Here is an 11,983-nt window from a genome sequence, read left to right as displayed (position 1 = left end):
AAAAATCAGCACCCGTAAAAAATCAGCCAGAGAAGATAACCTCTGGCTGATTTTTTTAGGTGATTAACTATTGCTGGTCGTACTTTGTTTATGAAACAGTTCGCGGAATACCGGGTAAATATCATCCTGATCGCGAATATGTTGCATCGCAAAGTTATCAAAAGTTGATTGCAGATGTTCGTATTCACGCCACAAGGTTTGGTGAGCGCGGCGAGTGATTTCGATATAGCTGTAATAGCGTACCACTGGCAGCAGTTTTTTCGCCAAAATCTCATGACATAGCGGTGAATCATCAGCCCAGTTATCACCGTCCGATGCCTGTGCAGCATAGATGTTCCATTGGGCAGGGTTGTAGCGATCTTTCACCACTTCATCCATTAACTTCAGCGCACTGGAGACAATGGTTCCCCCGGTTTCCTGAGAGTAAAAGAACTCGTGCTCATCCACTTCTTTCGCCTGGGTATGGTGGCGAATATAAACCACCTCCACGTTCTTATAGGTCCGGCTTAAGAACAAATACAGCAGGATATAAAAACGTTTAGCCATATCTTTGGTCGACTGATCCATTGAACCAGAGACGTCCATCAGGCAGAACATCACCGCCTGGCTGGAAGGGTCGGGGCGTTTTTCATAATTCTTGTAGCGTAAATCAAAGGTGTCGATAAATGGCACGCGTTCGATTTTTGCCCGTAGTTCGGCAATCTCTTTGCGTAACCGTTCCTCTTCCAGCAACTGCGCTGGTTCGCTTTTCGCGATGGTTTCCAGATCCGCTTCGAGAGCATGCAGTTCGCGACGCTTACCCGCTGTCATCGCCGTGCGGCGCGCCAGTGAGTTTTGCAGGGATCGCACCACGCTGATGTTGGCAGGCACACCGTTAGAGGTAAAACCTGCCCGGTGCGTTTTGTACTCCGTTAACTGACGCTGCTGATTCTGCTTCAGGTTAGGAAGTGCTAAATCTTCGAACAACAGATCGAGATATTCATCTTTAGAGATCTGAAAGACGAACTCATCCTGACCCTCACCATCCTGACTGGCCTGGCCTTGTCCGCTTCCTGAACCGCCACCGCCGCCCTGTGGGCGTTCAATGCGATCATTCTGCACAAAATGGTCGTTACCCGGATGCACGCGATGGCGCAGACCACCACGTCCCTGATGAAACATTGGTTCGCTAATATCATCAGTCGGAATAGAGACAGATTCGCCGCTATCCACATCAGTCACCGAACGCTTGTTAATGGCCTCGGAGATCGACTGTTTAATTTGCGATTTATAACGGCGTAAGAAGCGCTGGCGGTTTACCGTGCTCTTGTTTTTGCCGTTAAGACGCCGGTCAATAAACCAGGTCATAAGCCCCCCGTACTGCCAACTGTTCGCCATGTCTGTAAGTGCCGGATGGCGCTGGCGCTATCCGGCCTACGGAACATTGTTTTGCAAGCCCGGTAAGGCATGCGCCACCGGGCACTTATGTTAAGACGATTTACGTACGCGCAAATACCATTCGCACAGTAAACGCACCTGTTTACGCGTGTAGCCTTTTTCCATCATACGGTCGACAAAATCGTCGTGTTTTTTCTGCTCGTCAGTTGAGGTTTTAGCATTGAACGAAATGACCGGCAGCAACTCCTCGGTATTGGAGAACATTTTCTTCTCAATAACCGTGCGTAGTTTTTCGTAACTGGTCCAGTTTGGATTGCGACCGCTGTTATTCGCTCTGGCACGCAGAACAAAGTTGACGATCTCGTTACGGAAATCTTTCGGGTTACTGATACCCGCCGGCTTCTCAATTTTCTCCAGTTCTGAGTTCAGTGACTCGCGGTCAAACAGCTGACCGGTATCCGGGTCGCGATACTCCTGATCCTGAATCCAGAAATCCGCATAAGTGACATAACGGTCGAAAATGTTCTGTCCGTATTCGGAATAGGATTCGAGATAAGCCGTCTGGATCTCTTTGCCGATGAATTCAGCATATTTCGGGATCAAATAGCCTTTCAGGAACTCAAGATAACGCTCAGCTTGCTCCTGCGGGAACTGTTCACGTTCGATTTGCTGCTCCAGTACGTAAAACAGATGTACCGGGTTAGCTGCCACTTCGGCATGGTCAAAGTTAAAGACGCGAGAGAGGATCTTAAACGCGAAACGCGTGGACAGACCGTTCATTCCCTCATCAACCCCGGCGTAATCCCGATACTCCTGATAGGATTTCGCTTTCGGATCGGTATCTTTCAGGCTTTCGCCATCGTAAACGCGCATCTTCGAATAAATGCTCGAGTTCTCAGGTTCTTTCAGGCGAGAAAGAATGGTAAAGCGAGAGAGCGTTTCCAGCGTGCCCGGTGCGCAAGGCGCATGGGTCAGCTCACTGTGGTTAAGCAGTTTTTCGTAAATTTTGATCTCTTCAGAGATCCGCAGGCAATAAGGCACTTTGACGATGTAAACACGGTCAAGGAACGCCTCATTGTTTTTGTTATTACGGAACGTTACCCATTCGGACTCGTTCGAGTGGGCAAGAATAATCCCGTTAAACGGCAGGGCAGAGATACCTTCTGTCCCGTTGTAGTTTCCTTCCTGGGTGGCGGTCAGCAGAGGATGCAGCACTTTAATCGGTGCTTTAAACATCTCAACGAATTCCATAATCCCCTGGTTTGAGCGGCACAGTGCCCCCGAATAACCGTAGGCATCAGGATCGTTCTGGGCGTGGTGTTCGAGTTTACGAATATCCACTTTCCCGACCAGCGCAGAAATATCCTGGTTGTTTTCATCACCAGGCTCCGTTTTGGCGATAGCGATCTGCTCCAGAATAGACGGCCAGACTTTGACGACGCGGAATTTTGTAATGTCCCCGCCAAAATCGTGCAGACGTTTCGCAGCCCAGGGCGACATGATCGTACCGAGATAGCGACGCGGGATCCCATACTCTTTTTCCAGGATCTGCGCGTCCTCCTGCGGATTAAACAGGCATAACGGATGATCGTTGACCGGGCTACGTTCGCCATTGGCACTCAGGACATAAATTGGTACTCTCTGCATCAGCGACTTCAGCCGCTCAGCAAGAGATGATTTCCCCCCTCCCACAGGCCCCAGCAGATACAGAATCTGCTTCTTCTCTTCCAGACCCTGAGCCGCATGTTTCAAATAAGAAACAATTTGCTCAATGGCGTCTTCCATGCCGTAAAACTCTTCAAAGGCGGGATAGCGTGCAATTACCCGATTCGAAAAGAGTCGAGAAAGTCGAGGTTCGTGGGCAGTGTCGACCATGACAGGCTCACCAATAGCCATTAATAGCCGCTCTGCCGCGTTGGCATAAGCACTGCGATCTTGCCGACAAGTGGTAAGAAACTCCTGCAGCGTGAACTCTTCGTCCTTGGCAGCTTCATAACGCTGGCGATAGTGATCGAATATATTCATGGTATGCCGTCCTTTCGTTTTTTAGCACATGTTAAGAGCCGTTCATATGAATAGTAGAGGCCCCTGAAGAGGTAAACTGAACGACGTCGCTGCTGAGGAAATAAGCAACTCTCATGCCATTTTAGTGGTCAGGAGATCAACGTATTCGGTGATACACCTTCTAAAATTAAGCGTAGATGGCATTTGCAAAACTTGCCTGTGTGCGCAAATGAATTTCAATGGCATATCAATAACTCATCAGCAAAAAAAGCACATCTTATGTAAAGAATTGGAGCGGGATTCATGCGGTGTTCATCGTCCTGCAAGCAAAATGTCATCACTCGCTGAGAAATTAGGGGGTTACATTCTGGGGCGAATACGTAAAATAGTTGGGCTGAAGCGTATTGGCGGTTACACTTTGACCGCTACACATTTGAATAAGGAATTATGGATTGTGACCAAACTCAAACTTCTGGCACTTAGCGTCCTTGCCGCAACCGCAGTTAGCACCGCACAGGCTGAAAGCCAGTGGACTGTTGGCGCGGGTGTCGGCGTGATTAACAGCCCATACAAACAGTATGACCGCGATGTTTACCCTGTTCCGGTTGTCACCTATGAAGGCGATAATGTGTGGTTCCACGGCTTGGGTGGCGGTTACTATTTGTGGAATGACACGACAGATAAGCTTTCCATCATGGCGTACTATGATCCGACGCATTTCAAGCCAGGTGATAGCGATAGCCATGCTTTGCGCCAACTCGACAAGCGTAAAAGCAGCATGATGGCTGGCCTCTCGTATGTACATAACACCCAGTATGGTTTCCTGCGTACTGCACTGGCGGGTGATACTCTGGATAACAGCAACGGCTTTATCTGGGATCTGGCCTGGCTCTACCGTTACACTAATGGTGGGCTGACTCTGACGCCGGGTATCGGTGTGCAGTACAGCAGCGAAAACTACAACGACTATTATTATGGCGTGTCCAATCACGAGTCTCGCCGCAGTGGTCTGAAAAGCTACAACGCTGACGATGGATGGGATCCGTACCTGGAGTTGACCGCGAGCTATAACTTCCTTGGCAACTGGAACGTATACGGCACTGGCCGTTATGTGCGTTTGAGTGATGAAGTGAAAGACAGCCCGATGGTCGATAAGTCCTGGTCTGGCATCTTCTCGGTGGGTGTAACCTACAAGTTCTGATACTAATGCGCGTCAAACACTAGCCCGCATCAGTGCGGGCTTTTTTGTGCTTGACGGAGATGAATATTGATCTAAAACATGAAATTTGATTTTTTGTGCTGTTTTGGCATTCTGTCAGGCTACAACGAATTTTTAACGTATTATTCCTGTCGCTGTTACTAAAAATATACTTGCTATTTTATTAGCCTGTTATCTATTCATTTTTGAACGAAATAAAGTCGTGATGGTTTAGCAAATCATTGTCATAAAGTAATGGTTTGTAGCTATTCAATGCGTTGATAATACTAAAATTTACGATCGAGGTAAGCGTAATTTTCTTATTGTTAAGCGCAATGAAAATTATTGATAACTCTTTTAGCATGTTTATCTCATGGCGAAAGTTAACTTTCATGTGAAAAAAACAAAAATTAATCGATTGATTTTAATTTTACATCTTTAGGTGTTTATCTGAAAAAATTTAAATTGACATTAAATATTCCATTGCAGATATTAAGTAAACTTTAAAGTAGCGACAGCAACTCTTCATGGCATTAAATATAATACGCCATGTGGATATTTTGAGAATAAACCTGGTATATATAATGAAAAAGTTAATCATGATAGCTGTGATGGGCGGGATTCTGGCTGGTTGTTCTACCGAGGCTTCACGCATGAATGCTTGCGAAAGTAAGGGTGTGAGCCGTGATGCCTGTTATGTTGCGGAGCAAAACCGTCAGGCGACAATCAATGCTGCCGCTGAAAAACAGGCTATGGAAAACGCGCAAAACGTGTATGGCACAAATGATACTAATTCCAGCCATCACCACAAACACGATAAGTATTAAGGTGTAACGTATGAAAAAATTAATTATTATCGCTGCGTTGGTGGCTTCCTCTGCTGCACCTGCGTATGCCATTAGCGAGGCTTACCGCCAGCAGTTACAGCATGAACATAAAACCATGGTCAGTGACGCGAATGCTCCGGTACACGCCAGTAAAATCACGCCCGTGCATGTGAATAAACTTGGAGTGGACTTTAAACGTGGTGCTGATGGCATTGCTTATATTAATGGCAAACCTGCGGCAAATGATGAGAATAGTGCAGAAGCTCAGTCTTATAGCGCAGGTTTGATTTCCGTCATCGTCTATAAAAACGGAAAAATCAACGCCATGAAAGAGGGAAAATATCTAGGTCGGTTAAAATAACCACTTCGTAGTTAAGATTTTGTATTATTTCGGCCCGGGAACATCTGCTGTTCCCGGGCTTTTTATTTCGCTCGCCTTAACGATCGGTTTCCAATCCATGATGGTGCAATTTGTGCACCCTAACAGGACACATGCGCGTTGTTTTGCTTTACTGTGGTGCATTAACACAGGAGGGTGCGATGACAGCGAAACAGGTGACGTTTACAAACCAGGTATCGCTTCCTGCTATTGGGCAGGGAACATGGTACATGGGCGAGGATCCAAGCCGACGCCGGGATGAAGTGTCTGCGCTGCAGGCCGGACTGGATCTAGGCCTGCGATTGATTGATACCGCAGAAATGTACGCTGATGGTGCAGCGGAGGAGGTAGTGGGTGAAGCATTAACGGGGCGGCGTGATAGCGCTTTTTTAGTCTCGAAAGTTTACCCATGGAATGCCGGCGGACAGAAAGCCATTGCCGCCTGCGAAGCGAGCCTGCGTCGACTGAAAACTGATTATCTGGATCTCTATTTGCTGCACTGGATGGGCGATTTTTCATTTGCAGAGACCGTCGATGCCATGGAAACACTGATTGCGCAGGGGAAAATCTGCCGTTGGGGCGTCTCGAATCTCGATTATGATGATATGCAGGCGTTATGGCAGGTACCCGGTGGACGAGAGTGTGCAACTAATCAGGTGCTTTATCATTTAGCCTCGCGCGGTATTGAATATGATTTACTGCCGTGGTGCCAGCAGCAGCAGATGCCGGTCATGGCATACAGTCCGCTGGCCCAGGCGGGACGACTGCGTGGCGATTTGCTTTCTAACTCTGTGGTGAATGACATCGCGCACGCGCACAATGTTAGCGCTGCGCAGATTTTGCTGGCATGGGTGATTCGCCAGTCGGGTGTAATAGCAATTCCGAAAGCCGCAAGCGTAGCGCATGTCGAACAAAATGCCGCCGCGCTGGAGATAACGCTCTCTGTAGATGAGTTGAAGCAGTTAGATAAGGCGTATCCGGCGCCAAAAGGTAAAACCGCGCTGGATATGGCCTGATTTGCCAAATGCCGATGTTCCCACAGCTTATCAGGCCTACGGCTGCGTGTAGTTTATAGGCCGGATAAGGCGTTAGCCACATCCGGCACGGTGCGCGGAACTGCCTGATGCGCTGTGCTTATCAGACCTGCGGCTGCGTGTAGTTTGTAGACCGGATAAGGCGTTGGCAGCATCCGGCATGGTGCGCGGAACTGCCTGATGCGCTGTGCTTATCAGGCCTATGGCTGCATGTAGTTTGTAGGCCGGATAAGGCGTTAGCCACATCCGGCACGGTGCGCGGAACTGCCTGTTGCGCTGTGCTTATCAGGCCTACGGCTGCGTGTAGTTTGTAGGCCGGATAAGGCGTTAGCCGCATCCGGCACGGTGCGCAGAGCTGTGTTAGCGTTTAGCTACACGAATAGTCTGCGCGAGGCGAGATGGTTTTTCTTCGGTGGTTTTCTGCGGAGCGGTCGCGTAAGCCGTTTCTACACAAACAAACGTTTTGTAGCCATCATCCGGCATGTCGCCCATGCTGACGGACAGCGCCGGGCCAGGGTTCCAGCCCACGACATTCAGGTGGTGGTGATGGACAACGTCGATATTGCGATTCAACGCATCATCATGAATCACGCTACACGCTTCCGGATTCAGATAAACGCGATCGGTGCGGTCCGGGAAGGTCTGGATACCATCAGCCAGCACATCTTCTTTAGCATCATTGACTTTATCGATCAGGCGATCGCCAAGACCACTGACTTTCACTGCCGCAATGTCACCAACGTTGAAATAGGTATGCAGTGCCGAGGTGGTTTCAAACTCACCATGAGCTTCCAGCTCCATCTCACAGGTGGCTCCCACTTTGAAGCGGGCCAGCAGGCAAAACTCGTGTGGCCAAAGCTGATGCGTTTCAGCGTTGCTCTGCAGTTCAAACGTCAGCACCACGCCATTGTCGTCTTCGTTGTGAGCTTTCAGCGTCCATGGCAGATTGCGGGCAAAACCATGCGAAGGCAGGCCCTGCTGAGCAGCCGGACCAAACCACGGCCAGCAAATTGGTACGCCGCCACGCAGCGCTACGCCGGTTTTAAACGGGGTATTATTACTTAGCCACAGGACTTCCTCTTCACCATTTGGTTTCCAGGAAAGAAGATGTGCGCCCTGCAGTGCGAAAGAAGCTTTAACCTGTGGGTGATCGACAACAAGAACCTCAAGCTCATCAAGCTGACGGCGGGAGAGGACAGGGGTAATTTGTTCGATTACCGGAAGTGCAAAAATTTTATTAATCATTACGCAATCCTTTCTTCAGGCAAAAAAAAGAGCGACCTGAGTCGCTCTTACAGATTACTGTTTCATCTCAACTTATTTGGAGATGTGTGCAATCAGGTCCAGAACTTTGTTGGAGTAGCCGGTTTCGTTGTCGTACCAGGATACCAGTTTCACGAAGTTGTCGTTCAGTGCGATACCAGCTTTAGCATCGAACACGGAAGTGCAAACTTCACCGTTGAAATCGGTAGATACTACGTCGTCTTCGGTGTAACCCAGAACGCCTTTCATCGGGCCTTCGGAAGCAGCTTTGATTGCTTTCTTAATTTCTTCGTAAGAAGCAGCTTTTTCCAGACGAACAGTCAGGTCAACAACGGATACGTTCGGGGTAGGAACGCGGAACGCCATACCAGTCAGTTTGCCGTTCAGTTCTGGCAGTACTTTACCTACAGCTTTAGCTGCACCGGTAGAGGACGGGATGATGTTCTGGGATGCGCCGCGGCCGCCGCGCCAGTCTTTGTGAGACGGGCCATCAACGGTTTTCTGAGTAGCGGTGGTCGCGTGAACAGTAGTCATCAGACCTTCGATGATGCCGAAGTTGTCGTTGATAACTTTAGCCAGCGGAGCCAGGCAGTTAGTGGTGCAGGAAGCGTTAGAAACGATGTCCTGACCTTCGTATTTGTCAAAGTTAGCGCCTTTAACAAACATCGGAGTGTTATCTTTGGACGGACCAGTCAGAACCACTTTTTTCGCGCCAGCAGTGATGTGCTTACGAGCGGTTTCATCTGTCAGGAACAGGCCAGTAGCTTCAGCTACTACGTCAACACCAACTTCGTCCCATTTCAGGTTAGCCGGATCACGTTCAGCGGTAACACGGATTTTTTTACCGTTTACGATCAGATGACCGTCTTTCACTTCAACGGTACCATTGAAACGGCCGTGAGTGGAGTCATATTTCAGCATGTAAGCCATGTAGTCAGCGTCTAACAGGTCGTTGATTGCAACGATCTCGATGTCAGAGCGTTCTTGAGCAGCACGGAAAACAATGCGACCGATACGGCCAAAACCGTTGATACCTACTTTGATAGTCATATATTCCACCAGCTATTTGTTAGTGAATAAAAGGTTGCCTGTAAAATTACAAAAACCTTACGCAGCGTCAAGCGGAATCGTGTCAATCATTGCGACAAATCAATCTGCTGCCTAAGCTTTGCGCAACTGACTCGCCTCACTCTTCCTTTGGGCTTGAAACCACATGGGGTCGGCGGCCCGAATTTTAAAGGGCAATCAAGATAAAAACGTGATTCTGATCACGAATTGCAGGCTGCCATTTCGCAAGGATCAAGTTTAGAACAAAAGTTCGCACTCCGGTGTTAATGTTTTGTTAGAATCTGTCTCGCGATGTGAGTTTAGATAAAGCGAGATGTGAGCAAATGGCTAATCAACCTTCTCCAGAAGAACTGAAAAAAAATTTAACCGAAATGCAGTTCTACGTAACGCAGAATCATGGGACAGAACCGCCATTTACCGGACGTTTGCTACATAACAAGCGTGACGGCATCTACCACTGTTTGATCTGCGACAATCCGCTATTTCGTTCCGAGACAAAATATGACTCTGGCTGCGGCTGGCCCAGCTTTTACGAGCCTGTCAGCGATGAGGCTATCCGTTACATAAAAGATACGTCACACGGCATGCAGCGCATTGAAATCCGCTGCGGAAACTGTGATGCGCACCTGGGACACGTCTTCCCGGATGGTCCGAAACCTACCGGTGAACGGTACTGCGTTAACTCAGCGTCTTTGAACTTCACCGATGGTGAAAACGGTGAGCAAACCAAGGGTTGAAGAAACGATTCAGCAAATTATTCTACGGAGAGTGGATTTAACATGAATCTTGATGAGATGATCAACAGCATGACGCCGGAAGTTTATCAGCGCTTATCGACTGCCGTTGAGCTAGGGAAATGGCCGGATGGCGTAGCGCTAACGGCAGAACAAAAAGAGAATAGCTTACAGCTGGTGATGTTATGGCAGGCGCGAAACAATATTGACGCACAGCATATGACGATTGATACCAATGGTGAGATGGTTATGAAGAGCAAGCAGCAGTTGAAGGTTGAGTTTGGTATTACGCCAGAACCGATTGCGACGTTTAAATCCTGATTACCCAGGCCCGGCAAACATCTGTGTCGGGCCTGCAGTTGATATTATTTCTTGTTCATCATCGCCTTCAGATCGGCGAATGGGTTGTATTTCGCTTCGCCTACGGCCTTTTGCGCATCTTCTCCTGCAACCACCGTTGAACCATACTGGTCCGCTTCCGTATATTTGGAATGTTCGTGATCGTGGCAGTATAGGCACAACATTTCCCAGTTGCTACCATCTTCCGGGTTATTCGAGTGATCGTGATCGATATGGTGTACCGTCAACTCGCGCAAATTTGAATACACGAACTCACGGGAACAACGTCCGCAGACCCAGGGAAAGAGTTTAAGCGCCTTTTCCCGGTAACCGACTTCCAGACGGGCGTAATTTTTAGGGATAAAAGCCATAAAGCTCATGCCTCCAGTAGAAATGAAGAGCTGCGCCAAAAGCTGGCGCAGCGGAATGCGTTAATCATAACCTATTGTGTCAGGTGTTGGGATCAGTGTTTGATGCCTAACGAATCGGCTAACTGCTTCGCCAACTGATTATTGTCATCTGCGCCGTACTCCCAGAACATGGCGCCTGCCAACCCTTTGCTTTTGATGTAGTCGGCTTTGATCGCCACTGAACGCGGGTTTTCATAGGAGAGGGCAAAGAGTTTTTTTCCATCCGCAGACTGTACCGACAGCCACGGCACTTTCGCTTCATCATCCCAATGTTGGCTAAAGCGTTTTTGCGGATCGTTAATCAACTTCGCCACAATATCGTTGTACTTCACGTAGGTATCTTTGCTCAGGTCGATGCCCAGTGATTTGAACAACTCAATTTGAGCTGACTCGAAATAGGGCTGGGTAGCCGGGTTTTTCTGCGCGTCAGGTTTGCTCCAGTCAATACCTGGCTCAACGGCGCGTTTTGGTACGCGGCCATAAAAGCCAATGCCCAGATTCATTTGACTCGGTTTCAGACCGGCGGCGAGATAGTTATTGACCACAAAATCGGCGCTGTACTTATCCGCTGCGGCGACCGTCGGCCATTGCGTCGAATCATACAGGTTCGAGTTGAAATATTGGGTGCCGTAAGCCATGTCGTAGGTCATCAGGTTGATGTAGTCGAGCGATGGTGCAATGGCTTTGACATCCACCCAGCTTTTCGGACTTTCTGCATTTGCGCCCACGGCGATGGTCAGCAGTTTTTTATGCCCCAATGCGGCGCGCAGCTCTGTTAATAGCGCGGTGAAGTTAGCGCGGTCAGCCGGTTGGCTTTCGACCAGTCCCCAGGCGCCGTTAACCGGATATTCCCAGTCGAGATCGATGCCATCCAGACCATATTTCGCAATTATCTCCTGCGCAGACTGAATAAACACTGCGCGTGTTTCCTTCGTTGCTGCCGCGCCAGAGAATCCACGCGCTCCCCAACCGCCGACGGAAAGCAAAACTTTCAGGTTTGGATTTTGTTTACGCAGCTGTGGAATTTTCAGCAAATCATCCTGCACTTTCTGTGAAAGCCAAATCTGATGCAGTTTGCTGGCGTCTTTTAAGGCGTCATTGGTCTCGTCTTTTTCGTTGTTATAGACAAGGCCAAACGAATAGTTGAGATGGGTTATCTGGCGAACATCCAGTTTATTGATGTCGCCACCGGGACCGGCAGTGACGTCGCCGCCACCATTAAAGTAGCCAACTGACATCAGTGAACTGGCGGAAACAACGCTGGCGCAGAGCAGGGGTAGTGCTGCCAACAAAGGCAATAGTTTCATCGGTGTTCCTCTTTGACATTTAAACAAGCAAACACGCCACGGA

At 48.8% G+C, this 11,983-nt stretch carries 12 protein-coding genes; 6 read left to right on the top strand and 6 right to left on the bottom strand.

Annotation, left to right across the window (positions count from 1 at the left end; genetic code table 11):
- Positions 1-63: 63 nt before the first annotated feature.
- Together OGY06_RS05140 and yeaG are read right to left on the bottom strand one after the other, a co-directional pair.
- Positions 64-1,347 carry a YeaH/YhbH family protein gene (locus OGY06_RS05140; protein ID WP_003832459.1) on the bottom strand — a complete coding sequence of 428 codons (1,284 nt, stop codon included), beginning with the start codon at positions 1,345-1,347 and terminating at the stop codon, positions 64-66.
- Between the two features lie 120 nt (positions 1,348-1,467).
- A complete protein-coding gene (gene yeaG / locus OGY06_RS05135) occupies positions 1,468-3,402 on the bottom strand; it encodes a protein kinase YeaG (protein ID WP_003030707.1) in 1,935 nt (644 codons plus the stop codon).
- A 433-nt stretch (positions 3,403-3,835) separates the two neighbouring features.
- Between yeaG and OGY06_RS05130 the strand changes: the two genes are divergently transcribed.
- The 4 genes from OGY06_RS05130 (at position 3,836) to OGY06_RS05115 (ending at position 6,801) form a co-directional block, all read left to right on the top strand.
- Positions 3,836-4,582 (top strand): MipA/OmpV family protein, encoded by a 747-nt coding sequence (locus OGY06_RS05130; protein ID WP_063941476.1) that lies wholly within the window; start codon positions 3,836-3,838, stop codon positions 4,580-4,582.
- Between the two features lie 581 nt (positions 4,583-5,163).
- The gene (locus OGY06_RS05125) at positions 5,164-5,406 is read left to right on the top strand and encodes a hypothetical protein (protein ID WP_032934433.1); all 243 of its coding nucleotides are present in this window, start codon (positions 5,164-5,166) and stop codon (positions 5,404-5,406) included.
- Between the two features lie 10 nt (positions 5,407-5,416).
- Positions 5,417-5,767: a hypothetical protein gene (locus OGY06_RS05120; RefSeq protein WP_003832469.1), complete on the top strand. Its 351-nt coding sequence runs from the start codon at positions 5,417-5,419 to the stop codon at positions 5,765-5,767.
- Between the two features lie 179 nt (positions 5,768-5,946).
- Positions 5,947-6,801 carry an aldo/keto reductase gene (locus OGY06_RS05115; protein ID WP_126956079.1) on the top strand — a complete coding sequence of 285 codons (855 nt, stop codon included), beginning with the start codon at positions 5,947-5,949 and terminating at the stop codon, positions 6,799-6,801.
- A 378-nt stretch (positions 6,802-7,179) separates the two neighbouring features.
- Here the strand turns inward: OGY06_RS05115 and OGY06_RS05110 are convergent, their stop codons facing one another.
- Both OGY06_RS05110 and gapA read right to left on the bottom strand, forming a co-directional pair.
- The gene (locus OGY06_RS05110; protein ID WP_286604876.1) at positions 7,180-8,064 is read right to left on the bottom strand and encodes a D-hexose-6-phosphate mutarotase; all 885 of its coding nucleotides are present in this window, start codon (positions 8,062-8,064) and stop codon (positions 7,180-7,182) included.
- Positions 8,065-8,136: 72 nt separating this feature from the next.
- Positions 8,137-9,132, bottom strand: a complete 996-nt coding sequence (gene gapA / locus OGY06_RS05105) for a glyceraldehyde-3-phosphate dehydrogenase (protein ID WP_003030697.1) — start codon at positions 9,130-9,132, stop codon at positions 8,137-8,139.
- A gap of 341 nt (positions 9,133-9,473) precedes the next feature.
- Between gapA and msrB the strand changes: the two genes are divergently transcribed.
- Both msrB and OGY06_RS05095 read left to right on the top strand, forming a co-directional pair.
- Positions 9,474-9,887 (top strand): peptide-methionine (R)-S-oxide reductase MsrB, encoded by a 414-nt coding sequence (msrB, locus tag OGY06_RS05100; protein ID WP_003832475.1) that lies wholly within the window; start codon positions 9,474-9,476, stop codon positions 9,885-9,887.
- A gap of 42 nt (positions 9,888-9,929) precedes the next feature.
- Positions 9,930-10,205, top strand: a complete 276-nt coding sequence (locus OGY06_RS05095; protein ID WP_003030693.1) for a YeaC family protein — start codon at positions 9,930-9,932, stop codon at positions 10,203-10,205.
- 44 nt (positions 10,206-10,249) lie between these two features.
- Here the strand turns inward: OGY06_RS05095 and yajD are convergent, their stop codons facing one another.
- Together yajD and chiD are read right to left on the bottom strand one after the other, a co-directional pair.
- Positions 10,250-10,594, bottom strand: a complete 345-nt coding sequence (gene yajD / locus OGY06_RS05090) for an HNH nuclease YajD (RefSeq protein WP_003832478.1) — start codon at positions 10,592-10,594, stop codon at positions 10,250-10,252.
- 92 nt (positions 10,595-10,686) lie between these two features.
- Positions 10,687-11,940, bottom strand: a complete 1,254-nt coding sequence (gene chiD / locus OGY06_RS05085; protein ID WP_126318376.1) for a chitinase ChiD — start codon at positions 11,938-11,940, stop codon at positions 10,687-10,689.
- Between the last annotated feature and the right edge of the window lie 43 nt (positions 11,941-11,983).

The sequence above is a fragment of the Citrobacter sp. Cpo147 genome, assembly GCF_030332405.1.
Classification (GTDB): domain Bacteria; phylum Pseudomonadota; class Gammaproteobacteria; order Enterobacterales; family Enterobacteriaceae; genus Citrobacter; species Citrobacter portucalensis.
This window is presented reverse-complemented; position numbering and strand designations above follow the sequence as displayed.